Below are 15,636 nucleotides of genomic sequence, written 5' to 3'. Positions count from 1 at the left end.
GCGCCGCCGGCGGCGAGGGCGGGGGGGGGCCCTTTGCGCACGGGCGCCCCCCCGCGGGGGGGGGGCCCGGGCGCGCGCGCGCCCGCCTCTACCACGGCACCGACGACCTGGGCACGGCAGCGCGCGAACGCATCGCCGACGCGCGCCGCGCCGCCGTGGACGCCCGGCACCGCAGCGGCAGCGCCATGAAGAGCACCTGGCGCTCGGGCCGCGACACCGCCGGCGACTTCTTCGAGGAGCGGCCCCTGGTCGCCGGTGCCCTGGCCCTGGCCGCAGGCGCGGCCCTCGCCGCCGCCCTGCCCCGCACCCGGACCGAGGACGAGTGGCTGGGCGAGGAGTCCGATCACCTGATCGACGAGGCCGAGCGGATCTTCGAAGAAGAGAAGTCGCGGGCGCAACGCGCGGGCAAGGCCGCGCTGTCCGAGGCCCGCGACGTGATGCGCGAAAGCCGCGAGGACGCCCGCGATGCCGCCTCCGAAGGCGCCGACAGGGCCCGCGACGCCGCCCGCCGCGTCAAGGAAGCCGCGGCCGAAGAGATGCGCCACGACCACGAGGCGCCGGCGCCGGGCGCCACCGGCGCAACGGCCGACGACGAGAACGACGGCCCCGGAAGGGCCTGATCCGGCGGCACGACGCCCTTCCGCCATGGTGGCGGAGGGGCGCCCCCCAAGGCGGACATCCACGTGACCTTGCCGATCCCGCCGGCACGGAACGCCCCTGTTCGCCCTTGCCAGAGAGGAGAGACTACCCATGGCACGACGACTTCACAGGCGCGAAGACGGTCACAGCGTGCCGCTCCTCGCGCTGTCCGCAGGCGCGGTGCTGGCCGCAGGGGCGCTGCTCTGGCGCTCCGCGGATCGCGGCCTGCCCGGCAGACCCGACAGCGCGCCGGGGCGTACCAGCCGACGCTCGCGCTACGGCGACTATGCCGTCTCGGGCCGCACGGTGACGGTGAACCGCCCGCGGCAGGAGCTTTATGCCTTCTGGCGCGATTTCACCAACCTGCCGCAGTTCATGCACAACGTGACGGCGGTCGAAAGCGACGGCGAACAGTCGGTCTGGACCTTGCGCGGCCCGTTCGGGCGCAACCTTTCGGTCAGGACCCGCATCGTCTCGGACCGCCCGGGCGAGGAGATCGCCTGGCGTTCGACCGCGGAATCCGAGATCGAGACCGAGGGAAAGGTCAGCTTCCGCGACGCCCCGGGCGACCGCGGCACCGAGGTCGAGGCGCTGGTCGCCTATGTCCCGCCCGCCGGCCGCGCGGGTCAGCTGGTGGCGAAGATGTTCCAGCGCGAACCCCGCATCCAGGGCCGCCGCGAGATGAAGCGGTTCAAGATGCTGATGGAGACGGGCGAGGTCGCGACCTCGGCCAACCGGAAATCCGAAGACGGAGAAGACTGATGCGCGCCCTGACCTATCACGGAAAGCACGACGTCCGAGTCGACACCGTGCCCGATCCCGAGATCGTCAATCCGCGCGATGCGGTGATCGAGGTGACGGCGACGGCGATCTGCGGCTCCGACCTGCACCTCTACGACGGGGTGATCCCCGGCGTCCTGTCGGGCGACATCCTCGGCCACGAGTTCATGGGCCGCGTTGTCGAGACGGGGCCGGGCAGCACGCTGGAGAAGGGGCAGCGCGTGGTGGTGCCCTTCACCATCTCCTGCGGCGCCTGCTTCCACTGCATGAAGCAGCAGTTCTCGGCCTGCGACAATTCGAACCCCGCCGAGAAGCAGGACCTGAGCGAACCTCTGTACGGTCACGCCATGTCCGGCCTGTTCGGCTATTCGCACCTGACCGGCGGCTATCCGGGCGGCCAGGCGCAATACGTGCGGGTGCCCTATTCCGATGTCGGACCGATCGTCATTCCCGACGGACTGCCGGACGAGGAGGTGCTGTTCCTCTCCGACATCCTGCCGACCGGGTGGATGGCGGCCGAGAACTGCGACATCACCGAGGGCGACAGCGTCGCCGTGTGGGGCTGCGGTCCGGTGGGCCTGTTCGCGGTGCAGAGCGCGCTGCTGATGGGCGCGGACCGGGTGATCGCCATCGACCACCACCCGCACCGGCTGGACCTCGCGCGCCGCCTCGGGGCGCAGGTGATCGACTATCGGCGGACCCATGTGCTGGAGGCGCTGATGGAGATGACCGGCGGTTTCGGCCCCGACGCTGTGATCGACGCCGTCGGCATGGAAAGCCACGGCATGGCGCCGGACAGCGCGCTCGACGCGGTGAAACAGCAGGTCGGCATCGGCGCGGACCGTGCCCACGCCCTGCGCGAGGCGATCATGGCCTGCCGCAAGGGCGGGCGGATCTCGATGCCGGGGGTCTATGGCGGCTTCGTCGACAAGTTCCCGCTGGGGGCGCTGATGGAGAAGGGATTGCAGCTGCGCACCGGCCAGACCCACGTCCAGCGCTATTCGCAGGACCTCCTGCGGCGGATCGGAGAGGGCGAGATCGACACGACCTTCCTGATCTCGCACCGCCTGTCGCTGGAGGAGGCGCCCACCGGCTATCGCAATTTCCACGACAACCAGGACGAGTGGACCAAGGTGGTCCTGACACCCTGATCCCTCCCGGCCCGCGGGCCGCGAAGGTGCCGACCAAGGAAAGGACGTCACATGGCAGACACCGGAAAGCTCTCCGTCGTCACGGGGGCCTCGACGGGCATCGGGCGGGAACTGGCCCGCCTATGCGCCAAGGAGGGCCACGACCTGATTCTCTGTGCCGATGACGCCGCGCTCGACCGGGCAGCGGCGGAACTGCGGGACTCGGGCGGCTCCGTCCGGGCCGTGCGCGCCGACCTCGCCATGGCGGAAGGGGTCGGGCAACTGGTCGGGGAGATCGGCGAGCGCCCGGTCGACCACCTGATGGCCAACGCGGGCGTCGGCCTGGGCGACGCGTTCCTCGAACAGTCGTTGGACGACGTGGTTCGGGTGATCCGCACCAACGTCGAGGGCACGACGCGGCTTTTGCATCACGTCGGCCGGGGCATGGCGGCGGCAGGGCGGGGGCGAATCCTCGTCACCGGCTCCATCGCCGGAGAGATCCCGGGCAGCTACCAGGCGGTCTACAACGCCACCAAGGCCTATCTCGATTCGCTGAGCTACGCGATCCGCAACGAACTGGAGGGGACCGGGGTCAGCGTCACCTGCCTGATGCCCGGCCCGACCGACACCGCGTTCTTCACGCGCGCCGGGATGGAGGAGACACCGGTGGGACAGGACGACGGCAAGGACAATCCCGCGCAGGTGGCCCGCATCGGGTACGACGCGATGATGCGCGGCGACGGCAGGGTGGTCAGCGGGTTCATGAACAAGGTGCAGTCGATGTTCGCCGGTGTCATCGCGGACGAGGTGCTGGCGAAGGTGCGCCGCCGGATGACGGACCCGGACCGCGCCGACGGCTGAACGGGCTGCGGCCGCGATGCGTCGCGTGCCGTCGTGAGGAAAGTGATCCGGGCTACCGAGCCCGCCGTGTCCCGAGCAAGGCCGGTCAGATATCGTCCTGCGAGACGACCTCGAGGCGCTCGAGGACCATGGATCTGGCGCGTCGGACCCGGCTCTTGATCGTGCCGACGGCCACATCGCAGATCTGCGCGGCCGACTCGTAGGGCTCGCCCAGCATCACCACGAGCACCAGCGTTTCGCGGTAATGCGTCGGCAGCTGGTTGATGGCATCCATGATCTCGTTGCCGCGGATGCTCCATTCCTGGCTCGGCGGCGCCGAGGGGCTGGCGGAAACGCAGTCGGCATTTCCGGGCCGCTCGCGCGTGGTCTTTACGATCTGGTTCAGGAAGGTGTTGCGCATGATCGTCATCAGCCAGGCGCGCAGGTTGGTACCGTTCTTGTAGAGATGCTGCTTGGCGATGGCTCGCGTCAGCGTTTCCTGCACGAGATCATCGACCTCCTGATGTCGGCGCGTCAGCGTCCAGGCATAGGCCCGCAGCGCCGGTATGAAGGTCAGGAGATCCTCACCCACGTCTGGTGCATCCGCTTGATCTTTCAATTTCTCCCCCCGTTTGGCTTCTGCGGCCGACCTGGGTTCAACGTGTCGCACGGGTGTCTGTTCCCCCGGAGAGCGACTTCGCCGCTGCCGAATGAACCCCGTCGAGAGCCGAGGAGAGTCGGACCGGGGTCCCGCACTCCGGGTCGTATCCCGGCGCCTCCGCAAACCCCGCCAGCCAGGCAGGCGCCGACCGTCCGCCCCGGTCTTCGGGCGGAGCGGCAAGCCGCGACGTGCTGATGCCGTCGTGGCGCAAGGCCTAGAAATCGTGGGATGATCTGCCGACATTGGCCAGGCCCGCCCCGCCGCGCGTGCTGTGGAGGTCCATGCGTCGCCTCCGGGGACATCGTGATAGTGCAGGCGGCGGCCTCAGGTCAGCAGGTCGCCGCCCTGCCGCTCGGCGATCTCGGCAAGGATCCCGAACAGCCACTTCTCCACGCTGACATCGCACGGCCGGAACTCGTACGCGCGCAGCGCCTGCTCCAGCGTGCGCTCCACCAGGCGGTCGGCGCTGTGCGGCTCGTCGTACATCAGCCGCGCCATCAGCCGGAGCTTCGGCAGCAGGTCCACGACGTCGGTCTCGCCGGAGAACATCCCGTCCAGCAGGGCCATCGCATCCGCGGGTTTCCGGAACCGCCCGACGTGACGGAACCGCGGCGGCATCTCGGCGGCCTCGCTTGCCGTGTAGAACACGAAGGGAATGCCGCGCCTCTGCAGGGAATCGGCCAACGGATAGACGAGGGCGCCGCGCAGGTTGATGTCGAGAACGGCCACGTCGGCGCTGGCGACCTTCTCCCATGCGTTGCCGAGCGTCGCGGAGGGGCCGAGGACTTCGGCCCCCGCGTCTTCGAAATGTCGGGCGAGCTCCAGGGCAAGATGAAAGTCATCCTCCACGATCAGCACTCGACGATGGGTCAGTAACATCACGTGCTCCTTTGCGCACCCGCACGACAGGCGGGCGCCATTCGATGGACACTTCGCGATTTCGACACGGGGTTGCCGGCCACGGTGTCCCCGATGCAGGAAACTGACTGCATGCACCGCGGCGCGGCACGGCGTCTGCATGGCATGTCTGACGGACGGCTCCTGCCGATTGACTTCCGGGCGCGCGTGTCCCTCCCCCGTCGATCTCCGCAAAGACGTTGCATGCACCGTAAGCGCAGACACGGGCATCGAGTTCCCCACGCTCAACCCCGGGAACATTCCCGCCGTCCCCCTGTTTCCTGTTGCGGAACTCGCCGGCACCCCGGAAAATGGCGCGTGCGAACCGCCGCAGCCGCACCGCGGCAGACCGTCCTGTCGCCAAGATACAAGGGATAGCCCGGTGGATACCGTCGACGAAACGACCCTGCCGCGGATACCGATCTGCGCGATCGGCGCCTCGGCAGGCGGCACCCGACCCCTTCGGGAGTTCTTCCGGCGCATTCCGACCGACCTCGGGATGGCCTATGTCGTCATCGTCCACCTCGCCCCCGACGAGCCGAGCGCGCTTGGCGAGATCCTTGGCGACGTCACCACGATGGAGGTTCGGACGGTCTTCGACGGGCCCGCCATCGCGCCCGACACCGTCTACGTCATATCGCCGGACCGGGAACTGGTCATCGAGGGCAATTCGATCGCCTCCGTGGAGTTCCGCGAGCCGCGGGGCAAGCGGGCGCCGATCGACATGTTCTTCCGCTCCGTCGCCCGCGCGCGCGGCGACGGGCTGGCCGTGATCCTGTCGGGCGCCGGATCGGACGGAGCGGTCGGCGTGCGGGCGGTGAAGGAAGCGGGCGGCGTCGTGTTCGTGCAGGATCCCGAGGAGGCGCAGTTCGCGATGATGCCGCGCAGTTCGATCGCCCAGGGGGTGGCCGATTTCGTGGCGCCGGTGGAGGTCCTGGCCGACCAGATCGTGCGCGTCATCCGCTCGAAGCGGAAGATCGGCGAGATGGACGAGGACGACGCGGAGCAGACCCTGTCCCGCATCCTCGGCTTCCTGCACCGCAGCACGGGCCACGACTTCTCGAACTACAAGCGCGCAACGATGCTGCGCCGCGTGGCCCGCCGGATGCAGGTGAACCAGCAGTCGACGCTCGAGGATTATGCCCACCACCTCCAGACGAACCCCGAGGAGGCCAAGGATCTCTTCTCCGACCTGCTGATCTCGGTCACCTCCTTCTTCCGCGATCCCGATGCCTTCGAGACGCTGGCCGAGACCGTCATCGGGCCCATGCTGGACGATCTGCATGAAGGCGGCTTCCGCGCCTGGGTCGCGGGCTGCGCCACGGGCGAGGAGGCCTACAGCCTGGCCATGCTGATCCACGAGGAGAAGACGAAGCGCGGCCTCAGTCCCGAGGTCCAGATCTTCGCCACCGACCTCGACGAGGGCGCCCTCGCCACGGCGCGGGAGGCGCGCTATCCCGCCAGCATCGCCGCGGACGTGAGCGACGAGCGGCTGTCGAAGTTCTTCGTCTCCGAAGGGTCCCACTACCGGATCAGCAAGGAGATCCGGGACACCGTCCTGTTCGCCAGCCACTCGGTGCTGAAGGACCCTCCCTTCATGCGGCTGGACCTGATCTCCTGCCGGAACCTGCTGATCTACCTCGATCGCACGGTGAAGCGCCGGGTCGGAGAGCTGTTCGCATATGGACTGCGGCCGAACCGCTTCCTGTTCCTCGGCTCGGCCGAGACGATGGATTCCAACACCGAGCTGTTCCAGCCCCTGCACCGCGAGGCGCGGATCTTCCAGCTGCGGCGCCAGCAGTTGCGCCGTCCGCCGCAGATCGGCGGTTTCAGCAGCGACTCCGCGATGTCGAAGCGGCGACCGGTTTCGGGAACCGTCTCGGAAAAGCAGACCTTCGACGCCGGCGGTCACCATGCGCAGGCGCTGGAGCGGATGGCGCCGCCCAGCATGCTGGTCGACCGCGACTGCATGATCGTCCACATGTCGCCGAACGTCGGCCAGTACCTGCTGCCGCCGGGCGGACCGCTCAGCCACGATGCGGGCGACCTCGTGCGCCCGGAACTGCGGCTGGACCTCCGGTCCGCCGTGCGCCGTGCCGCCGAGCGGGGCCAGACCACGCTGACCCTGCCGGTCGGCGTCGCGTTCGACGGCGGGCAGCGCCGGGTGATGATGCACGTGTCGCCGTCCCGCAGGAAGGAAAGCGACCCGGTGTTCGAGGTTCTGGTCGTCTTCCTCGACGGCGGTCCCCTGTCGGCCATACCGACGAGCGAGAGGATCGACGCCTCGGACGGCGAGATCCAGCGCCTGCGCAACGAACTGGAAATGGCCGAGTCGCACCTCGCCGCATCGCGCTCGGAATACGAGACGGCGATCCAGGACCTGCGCGTGGTCAACGAGGAACTCCAGTCGATGAACGAGGAGTACCGCTCGACCTCGGAAGAGCTGGAGACCTCGAAGGAAGAGCTCCAGTCGATGAACGAGGAGCTGCAGACGGTCAACGCCGAGCTGAAGGCCAAGCTCGAAAGCATCGGCGCCGCCCACAGCGACCTCGAGAACCTCGTGATGGCGACGGATGTCGGAACGCTGTTCCTGGACACCAGCCTCAGGATCCGCATCTTCACGCCGCAGGTGGCGCAGATCTTCAGGATCGCCGAGGGCGACATCGGCCGGGCGATCACCGACTTCACCCATACGCTCCAGTATTCCGGCCTCGGCGACGACGCGCGGCAGGTGCTGCGCGACCTCACCCCGGTCGAGCGCGAGACGGGCACGGCCGACAACCGCCGCCTGATGATCCGCTGCCGCCCCTACCGCACGATCGACGACCGCATCGACGGTGTCGTCTTCACCTTCGTCGACGTCACGGCACAGCGCGAGGCGGCGACGCGGATGCGCGAGAGCGAGCGGCGCTTCCGCGCCCTGGTCGACGCGACCTCGGACGTCGTCTTCCGCATGAGCCCCGACCTGCGCGACACGCAGGAGATCATGGGGCGCGGCTTTCCTCCGAACGCCGACGCCGCCGGCAAGGACTGGGTCGAAGCCTACATCCTGCCCGAAGAGCGCGAGTCCATCCGGGCCATGGTCGAGGCGGCGATCGCCGGGCGCACCCCGTTCGAGACCGAGCACAGGGTGCGGCTGTCGGACGGGAACATCGGCTGGAGGCTGACCCGGGCGATCCCGGTCGAGGACGAGGAGGGCCGCATCGTCGAATGGTTCGGTGCGGCGAGCGACATCTCGGCCCGCCGCCGGAACGAGGAGGATCTTCGGGCGGCGCGCGATGCCCTGGTGCTGGCGACAAGGGCCGCCGACCTCGGATGGGGCACCTGGGAGCTGGGCAACGGTCGCGCCGACTGGGACGACCGGGGGCGCGAGATGCTGGGCCTCGGCCCCGACGACACCCGGGTCTCGGACTGGTTCGACCGGGTACATGCTGACGACCGGGCCGCCCTTCGGGACGAGATCGAGGCCGCATCGCGGGAGGCCCGCTCCTTCGACGTGGAATACCGCATCCTGCGGCAGGACGGGCTTCGCATCATCCATGGCACCGGCGCCTTCACCGCGCCCGGCGCGGATCGGCCACCACGAGGCTCGGGGCTCGTGCGCGACGTGACGGAGCTGCGGAAGTGGGAGGAAAGCCAGCGCCTGCTGGTCGGCGAACTGAACCACCGGGTGAAGAACATGCTGGCGGTGGTGCAGTCCATCGCCCAGCAGACCCGCCTCTACAGCCCGGACATGGACCGTTTCATCGCCGCCTTCAGCGCCCGGATCGGCGTGCTGTCCGAGGCCCACGGCGCGCTGACCCGCAGGAACTGGTCCAACGCCGACCTGAGGGACCTGGTCGAGCGGTCCCTGTTCAGCATCACCGACCGCGATGGCGGGCAGGTGACGTTGCAGGGCCCCCACGTGGCACTGAAGCCCGACGCCGCGATCTCCTTCACGCTGGCGATCCACGAGCTCTGCACCAATGCGGTGAAATACGGCGCCCTCTCCTGTCGCGAGGGCCGGGTGCGGGTCAGCTGGGTCCGCGACGGGCGGACCCTGAAGTTCGACTGGGTCGAATCCGACGGCCCCGAGGTCCACCCGCCCACGCGCACCGGCTTCGGCTCGCTGATCCTGCAACAGGGCCTGGCCTACGAACTGGATGCCGAGGTCGATGTGGACTATGATCCCGCCGGTCTGCGATACCATGTGAAGCTGGAGTTGCACGACGATGCCTGACCCACTCCTCCGCCGCATCCTGATCGTCGAGGACGAACTGGCGATCGCGATCGACCTGAAACGGATCGTCGCCGAACTGGGCTACGAGGTCGCCGGGATGGCGGGAACCCTGTCGCGCGCCCTCCAGCAGCTGGAAGACCCCGGCGCGGTCGACGCGGTGCTTCTCGATGCGAACCTGCACGGAGAGTCGGCGCTGCCCGTGGCCGAGCGGCTGAAGGAGCTGCGCATCCCCTTCGCGATCACCTCGGGCTACGAGGCCGAAGAGCTGCGCCACAGCGGCTTCCCGCGGCCCCACGTGGCCAAGCCCTACGGCGCCGAGGCCATCGGCAGCGCGCTGAGGCAACTGGAAGGCCGCCGCTGAGCACACCCGGCCCGTGGCAGGGCAGTGGTGTCACCGCGGGCCCGGCCACGCCCGGTCCCGGATCTCCGGCATGTCCTCGCCCTGCGCGCGGATGCAGGTGGCGTGCCGGTCCAGCATCGCGGCGCAGGGTCGGGACCGGCACGGCGAAGGCCACGCCGCTCCAGCCGAGGGCACGCCACGCAGAGCGAGGCCGATGGTGGTGATCGAATGGGTCTCGCTGAACGGCTGGCGGCAGGCCCAGGTCAGAAGCCGCCCGGCCACCTCGCCGCAGACGATGCCGATGACGACCGCGCCGACGACCTCCCGCAGCGGGATGCGCAGCAGCCACTCGGACAGCGCCACGTCCGCCGCTTCGGTCAGCAGGCACCGCAGACCAGCAGGGGCACGTCGAGCGCGCTCACCCGGCCCCGCCCGCAACCGGGCCGCCGGACGCAGGAACCGGCGCCCTCACCCGGGCTGCCGTCCCGAGGCGACGCGTTCCAGATCCTCGTAGGAGGTCTCGCTGCTGAGCAACAGCGCGACCGGAAGCGCCACGCGGAACTGCGTCAGCACGATGATCAGCGTCATGATCATCGGCACCGCCAGCACGGCGCCGATCGCCCCCCAGAACCAGGTCCAGAACAGAAGGACGACCAGGATCACCAGCGGCGAGACCGAGATCTGCCGCCCCTGCATCCGCGGATCGACGTAGTTGCCCATGACCTGCTCGATCACGAAGATGCCGCCGCCGATCAGGAACGCCTGACCGGGGTCCTTCTGCAGGAAGGCATAGAGCACCGGCAGGATGCCCGAGAGCAGCGAGCCGATGGTGGGCACGAAGTTCAACAGGAACGCCAGCAGCGCCCAGACGAACAGCAGGTCCAGTCCGAACGGCCAGAGCCACAGGGCATAGAGCCCCCCGGTCAGGAGGCCGAGGACGGCCCGTGTCAGCAGATAGCGTCTGAGCCGCACCGCCACCACCGACAGGGAGTCGCGCAGGACACCGGTCCCGCCGTCCGGCAGGACGGCGGCGCTTTTCATCTGCCACTGCCGCGCCTCGATCAGCATCATCAGGGTCATGAACAGGATCAGGATCAGCCCGCCGAGCGTCGTTCCGGCCATGTCCACCACGCTGCGCGCCAGCATCGGCACCTGCTCGACCGCCGTGGAGGCCAGCGACCGCAGCGCGTTGGCGTAGACCCTTCCAAGGGGATCCTCGCCTTCGTTCCCGGTCGCCGCCTCGAGCCCGGCATCGGGCAGCAGTTCCATGATGTCCATGTGATCGAACCGCTCGATCACCTGCCCCGCCGCGACCCAGAGGCTCCCGAGGAAGGCCAGCACCACGACCACGACGACGCTCAGGGCCAGCAGGTGACCCAGCCAGGCCGCCCGGCGGGGCAGCCGCTCCGCCGCCATCCGGTCGACCGGCTGGACGGCAAGGGCGAGGAAGAAGGACAGCACCACCGTCACCGCGACGCTTTCGACGGCACGCAGCGCCCAGCCCGTGAGGATCGCCGCGATCACCAGCAACAGCCACTGCACCGCGCGGGCCCGGGGGACGAACCGGCGCGGGCCCTCTGGCAGGGGTCGGGAGTCGTCTGGCATGGTAGGGTCTCTCGCTGTTCGGTACGGGATCAGGGTCGCGGGATCAAATCCCGGCGCTCTTCCGCTCGGGGATGACTCCGGCCCCGATCTCGACCGCGATCTTCGGCTCGCCTCCCGTGCACGTCCCGTGCCCGTAGTCCGAAGCGCTCTTTCCGTTGGGCCGCAGGTCGTAGACGATGCCATCGCTCCTGCCGGGCGAGACCTGTCCGCGGCGGTTCACCACGACACCCCATCCGTTGTTCTCGAGCCCGCCGTTGGCCGGTCCGCCCGCCGGTTTCACGCCGGAGCGCACCGCCTGTTGCAACGCGTCATGGCCCGGCGGGCAGTCCGACTCCTGCGCCGCGGACGGCAGGGCGGTGAGGGGAAAGGCGGCCGGCAGGAGGGCGGCAAAGGACTGGCATGGCATGTCGGGACCTCGTTCTTGCGCATGGGCCCCGAACCGGCAGCAGTCGGCTATGTTCCAGACCGCGCTCCGGGCCCTTCGGTCCCCGTGAGCGCGGCGAAGGCCTGCCGCAGGTCCGCCGCCGCGAGCGGCCCCGCCGCGGACGCCGTGCAGGAAGCGCGGAACCTCGCCGGGGGCGCCGCTCACGCGCCCCAGGCCATCCCCGCGCAGAGCAGCACCGAAAGCACCGCGAAGGTCATCTGCGGCGGCCGCAGACGGCGGAAGTAGAGCGGCACCTCGCCCCGCCGCGCCGCCTCGACATCTTCCGCGGCCATCGCGGCGAATGCGCCCGCCACCAGGAGGAGCGCGGGAAGGACCGGCAGGAGCAGCGCGCCGAGTCCGAGGCAGAACAGCAGCGCGAATACGACAAGCTGGCGCGGGCGCGGCCCGCCCTCGGTGCGGAAGCTGAGACCCCGACGCACGCCGGAGAAGAACAGCAGGATCGCCGCCCCCCAGAGCCGCGCGGCCGCCGCGGCCGTTGCGGTCCAGCCCGCGTCCCACCAGCCCGCGCCGGCCAGCAGCGCGAAGGGCACCATCGCGCCCCAGCCGAGGAGGAGACCGTCGCGGGGGATGCGCGGCGTTTCGGTCAGATGGAGGGTACGCTCGTCGGTTTCCATGTCAGGGCTCCGGCGTTCGGGTTCCGACGCAGCAGGGCAGTTCGCCGGACCGGCTGGCGCGGCCGCGCACCACGGTGTCCGGACCAGGAGACGCCAACAGGCGGTCCCCTGCAAACGGAGCCACCCTGTCCCTCGCGATGCCGCAACCGCCGCCGACGCGAGCGGCCCGGCTTCGACGTCGGCACGGACACCGGGTCATCACCTCGCTCCTTCCGTTCAGCGAAGGAAGAGCCACCAGACAAGGACGGCCAGCGCGACCGCTATGGCGACGAAGGCCGCGGTCCGGGCGAAGGGCTGGCCGCTCTGCAGCTCCTCCGGAGTCCTCTTCTCGTCGTCCATCGCCGCCCGCGTCTCCAGCCGCGCCGCGCGCTCGACCTGCTCCATGGTGGGCGGGGTGCCGGCGGCCTCGTCGTCGGTGCCGAGGGGGGCGGCGGCAGGGTCGGAGACCGACACCTTGTCGCCCGCACCGCCCCTGTCGATCCGCTCGCGAAGCTGTGCCGCGCGCGCCGGGCCGGAGCCGTCGTCGGATGAAGATGCCATGGATGCCGTCCTTCCGGTTTCCATCCCAACCAAGGGCAACAGGCATTGTTCCGGACAGCATGTCGCAAGCGGGCGGCCCCGGGCGGAGGCCGCGGGAACAGGTCGATGCTCGGCCCGTTCCGAGGGCCAGACCACGGCCCGACCGTGGCGCGGCGAGAGGGGCCGGACACGCGCGAACAGGAGCGAGACGCCGGATGACTGCACGCCTGCCCGCGCGCCGGAGGGTCACGGGTGCCGTCCGCGGGCCGCGTCCCGCCAACACTTCCCCGGCCCGCGCCTCGCGGTTTCGGTCCTCGGCGGGCGCCGGGCCGCTCAGCCTGCGGCGTTCAGGTGGTTTTCCGCGATCCGCGTCAGCTCGTCGTCCGCCTGCTTCTCTTCCTTCAGGGTCTCCCCCAGCAGACGCGCGCATTCCATCCGGTCGAGCTGGCGCGACCAGGCGATCAGCGTGCCGTACCGGGCGATCTCGTAATGCTCGACGGCCTGCACCGCGGCGGCGAGCGCGGCATCGCGCACCCTCCCCTCCCCGATCCCGAGGTCCTTCGCCTCGCGCAGGAAGCCGTCGATGGCCGGGCATGCGACGTCCTTCGGGGTCTCGCCAATCCGCGCGAAGACCTGGTCCAGCCGGTCGACATGGCCGCGGGTTTCCTCCAGGTGCTGCCGCAGGCCCTCGCGCAGCTGCCGGTCGGCGGCCTTGTCCATCATGCCGGGCAGCGCCTCGAGGATCTGCGTCTCGGCATGGTAGACGTCCTGCAACACGAGCCGGTAGAGATCCTCGAGGGTCTGGATGTCGTTCGAGAGCAATGCCATGCTCGCCGCTCCTCCTGATTGCGATTCCGCTCGTGCGACGCAGGGAACAAGAGCCTGTGCGAAATGTTCCGGCAGCATGACTGCGGGAAAGCGTTGCGGCCGGGTTTGATCCATGGGCCGTGCCGGACCGTATCAGGGACATCGCGCATGCGATGCACAACGAAAGTTTGAAGCGATGACCGTAAAGAACACGCCCCTGCCGATCTCCGGGGACGAGCTGGATCAGGAAGTTCAGCAGCAGTTGAAGAAGATCGAGCAGGAAGATGTTCCCGAACGCCTTCTCGATCTCGCGCGCCAGTTGCAGGCAAAGCTGCGCAGCCGCAACGGTTGAGAAGGATTCCGATCCCCGGACGGCTTGCGGAACGATCTCAACCGCTCCCTGCCCCGTCCGGCCGGTTCCGTTCCGCTCGAAGCAGTCCCCGTCGGGTCCGTACGCGCCCCCGCCTCCCTTGACGATACGACCGCTGGTCTGCCGATAACGGTGGCACGTCGCCATGTTGCGTATAGATTTCCGGCGATCCGTCCGTTGCCACGCAAGGAGCCCCGCCATGACATCCTGGACCACCCCCGCCGCCCCCGCGGATGCCGACGCGCGGCGTCGGGCCCGGCCGGTGGTGACCTACACCGTGGACCAGCTGCCGGCCGTCGATCCCGCCTTCTACGCGCGCGCCCGCGACGGGGCGCTGCTGGTCGACAGCGTCACCGTGCCGCCGCGCGACGGTCGGGCGTTCCGCGTGCCGAAGGGCCACCTCTTCCGCATCACCAGCGTCGAGGGCCCGCAGGTGGGCGACCTGAACCTCTGGCACGCCGACAACCTGGCCGAGCGGTTCTTCTCCGGCAAGACGCGGGCGCTGCACGCGACCCATGTCACCACCGGCGACCGGCTGTGGAGCGTCATGCCCTATCTCCGCCCCATGGCGACCATCGTCGCCGACACCCTGGGCTGGTACGGGTTCGACGACGACGGCGCGGGCGTGCACGACGTGATCGGCACGCGCTGCGATCCCTACACCAACCACCTGCTTTCGGGCGGGCAGTACCACCGCTGCTGCCATTCCAACCTGGCGCGGGCGCTGGCCGACCTGACGGGCCTGCCGGTCAGGGAGGCCGAGCTGCATGTCCACGACGTGCTGAACGTCTTCATGTGCACGGGCTTCACCCGCGACACCCACCGCTATTTCATGAAGGCCAGCCCGGTGCGCCCCGGCGATCACATCGAGTTCTTCGCCGAGATCGACCTTGTCGGCGCGCTCTCGACCTGCCCCGGCGGCGATTGCAGCGCCAGCCATTCCAGCGACGCGCAGGCCTGCTTTCCGCTGCTGGTCGAGGTCTTCGCCCCGCCGGAGGGCGCTCTCGAAGGGTGGGAAGGGCCTGGGATCAGCGGCTACGACCGAAGCCACGGACGCTGAGGCGGGCGGCTCAGGCGCGGGGGAACACCAGCGCCGTTCCGTTCAGCACATGACGCTCGCCCCGCCCGGCGGAATCGGCTTCGACCAGGCGGCCGATGTGGCTGTCGCAGCGCGCGCAGCGGCAGAGGACGCGGCGGCCCGGGAGGAACCCGCCGACCCGGCGCCGCAGGACGGCGCCCGGCAGGGCGCGGGCGAAGGTGGGGCGGCCGGTGCCGGCATCGAATTTCGCCGCCGAGCCGTAGAGCGGCGCGTCGCAGCCCCGGCAGGCATAGATCCCGGCGGCGCTGCGCCCGGCGAGGGGGCTGGAATGGGCCGGTTCGGTGGCGTCCTCGCGCAGCACGCGGTATTCCGGCCCGCTCAGCATCGCCCGCCACTCGGCCGCGCTGCGGGCCACAGCGAAATCCGAGGGCGCGTCGTCGGGCGGCAGAAGGCCGGCCAGGGCACAGGTCTCGATCGAAATGGCAAGGGGCATGCGCGCCCGCATGACCGCACTCCTTCGCTGGAGGCGCCGCCCGGTTGCCCCGAAGGGCTCCCTCGAAGGGACCGGGCGACGCCGCACTCGTTACTCGCAACACTCGTGAACCACAGCCGCGGACCCGTGCGAAGGAACCCGCGGCCCGGACTTCCGGTCCGGTTGCTGAGAGCCACGGAGCGTCGGCCGCGAAAGTTTCAGGTCGATGGAAGGTTTTTTGCATCCGCACGGCGAAGGC

General features: G+C 69.7%; 16 protein-coding genes and 1 pseudogene. 8 read left to right on the top strand and 9 right to left on the bottom strand.

The window, feature by feature from the left end; translation table 11 throughout:
- The 4 genes and pseudogenes from A7B20_RS09235 to A7B20_RS09220 all read left to right on the top strand — a co-directional run.
- Positions 1-620, top strand: a pseudogene (locus tag A7B20_RS09235) (hypothetical protein); the annotation flags it as partial.
- A 130-nt stretch (positions 621-750) separates the two neighbouring features.
- Positions 751-1,401 (top strand): SRPBCC family protein, encoded by a 651-nt coding sequence (locus A7B20_RS09230; RefSeq protein ID WP_102108286.1) that lies wholly within the window; start codon positions 751-753, stop codon positions 1,399-1,401.
- Entirely contained in the window at positions 1,401-2,570 is a 1,170-nt protein-coding gene (locus A7B20_RS09225) for a zinc-dependent alcohol dehydrogenase (RefSeq protein WP_102108285.1), read from the top strand. The genes A7B20_RS09230 and A7B20_RS09225 overlap by 1 nt, the downstream gene beginning before the upstream one ends.
- Before the next feature lie 51 nt (positions 2,571-2,621).
- Positions 2,622-3,410 carry an SDR family NAD(P)-dependent oxidoreductase gene (locus tag A7B20_RS09220; RefSeq protein ID WP_102108284.1) on the top strand — a complete coding sequence of 263 codons (789 nt, stop codon included), beginning with the start codon at positions 2,622-2,624 and terminating at the stop codon, positions 3,408-3,410.
- Between the two features lie 85 nt (positions 3,411-3,495).
- Here A7B20_RS09220 and A7B20_RS21580 read toward each other — a convergent pair whose 3' ends face one another.
- A complete protein-coding gene (locus A7B20_RS21580; protein ID WP_245866746.1) occupies positions 3,496-3,981 on the bottom strand; it encodes a sigma-70 family RNA polymerase sigma factor in 486 nt (161 codons plus the stop codon).
- Positions 3,982-4,374: 393 nt separating this feature from the next.
- Entirely contained in the window at positions 4,375-4,929 is a 555-nt protein-coding gene (locus A7B20_RS09210) for a response regulator (protein WP_157937642.1), read from the bottom strand.
- A 400-nt stretch (positions 4,930-5,329) separates the two neighbouring features.
- Here A7B20_RS09210 and A7B20_RS21415 point away from each other — a divergent pair, with 400 nt between their 5' ends.
- Together A7B20_RS21415 and A7B20_RS09195 are read left to right on the top strand one after the other, a co-directional pair.
- The gene (locus A7B20_RS21415) at positions 5,330-9,166 is read left to right on the top strand and encodes a CheR family methyltransferase (RefSeq protein ID WP_172960986.1); all 3,837 of its coding nucleotides are present in this window, start codon (positions 5,330-5,332) and stop codon (positions 9,164-9,166) included.
- The gene (locus A7B20_RS09195) at positions 9,159-9,527 is read left to right on the top strand and encodes a response regulator (protein WP_102108280.1); all 369 of its coding nucleotides are present in this window, start codon (positions 9,159-9,161) and stop codon (positions 9,525-9,527) included. The genes A7B20_RS21415 and A7B20_RS09195 overlap by 8 nt, the downstream gene beginning before the upstream one ends.
- 30 nt (positions 9,528-9,557) lie before the next feature.
- Here A7B20_RS09195 and A7B20_RS09190 read toward each other — a convergent pair whose 3' ends face one another.
- From A7B20_RS09190 to A7B20_RS09170, 6 genes are all read right to left on the bottom strand, one after another.
- Positions 9,558-9,869 (bottom strand): hypothetical protein, encoded by a 312-nt coding sequence (locus tag A7B20_RS09190; protein WP_102108279.1) that lies wholly within the window; start codon positions 9,867-9,869, stop codon positions 9,558-9,560.
- 105 nt (positions 9,870-9,974) lie between these two features.
- Positions 9,975-11,111, bottom strand: a complete 1,137-nt coding sequence (locus A7B20_RS09185; RefSeq protein WP_157937641.1) for an AI-2E family transporter — start codon at positions 11,109-11,111, stop codon at positions 9,975-9,977.
- A 43-nt stretch (positions 11,112-11,154) separates the two neighbouring features.
- Positions 11,155-11,517 carry a hypothetical protein gene (locus tag A7B20_RS21220; protein ID WP_157937640.1) on the bottom strand — a complete coding sequence of 121 codons (363 nt, stop codon included), beginning with the start codon at positions 11,515-11,517 and terminating at the stop codon, positions 11,155-11,157.
- Between the two features lie 179 nt (positions 11,518-11,696).
- Positions 11,697-12,170 carry a DUF3429 family protein gene (locus tag A7B20_RS09180; protein ID WP_102108277.1) on the bottom strand — a complete coding sequence of 158 codons (474 nt, stop codon included), beginning with the start codon at positions 12,168-12,170 and terminating at the stop codon, positions 11,697-11,699.
- Between the two features lie 216 nt (positions 12,171-12,386).
- Entirely contained in the window at positions 12,387-12,710 is a 324-nt protein-coding gene (locus A7B20_RS09175; RefSeq protein ID WP_102108276.1) for a hypothetical protein, read from the bottom strand.
- Positions 12,711-13,022: 312 nt separating this feature from the next.
- On the bottom strand, positions 13,023-13,517 hold the full coding sequence (locus A7B20_RS09170) for a YciE/YciF ferroxidase family protein (protein ID WP_102108275.1): 495 nt from the start codon (positions 13,515-13,517) through the stop codon (positions 13,023-13,025).
- Positions 13,518-13,692: 175 nt separating this feature from the next.
- On the opposite strand from A7B20_RS09170, the gene A7B20_RS21215 reads away from it, so the two are divergent.
- Positions 13,693-13,848 (top strand): hypothetical protein, encoded by a 156-nt coding sequence (locus A7B20_RS21215; RefSeq protein WP_157937639.1) that lies wholly within the window; start codon positions 13,693-13,695, stop codon positions 13,846-13,848.
- 217 nt (positions 13,849-14,065) lie between these two features.
- Positions 14,066-14,926 (top strand): urea carboxylase-associated family protein, encoded by an 861-nt coding sequence (locus tag A7B20_RS09165; protein ID WP_102108274.1) that lies wholly within the window; start codon positions 14,066-14,068, stop codon positions 14,924-14,926.
- A 10-nt stretch (positions 14,927-14,936) separates the two neighbouring features.
- On the opposite strand, the gene A7B20_RS09160 is transcribed toward A7B20_RS09165, so the two are convergent.
- Positions 14,937-15,410 (bottom strand): peptide-methionine (R)-S-oxide reductase, encoded by a 474-nt coding sequence (locus tag A7B20_RS09160; RefSeq protein ID WP_102108273.1) that lies wholly within the window; start codon positions 15,408-15,410, stop codon positions 14,937-14,939.
- Positions 15,411-15,636: the final 226 nt, after the last annotated feature.

The organism is Oceaniglobus roseus, from assembly GCF_002869745.1.
GTDB classification, from domain to species: domain Bacteria; phylum Pseudomonadota; class Alphaproteobacteria; order Rhodobacterales; family Rhodobacteraceae; genus Oceaniglobus; species Oceaniglobus roseus.
Note: the sequence above shows the minus strand (reverse complement) of the source record. Positions and strands in the feature narration are given on the sequence as shown.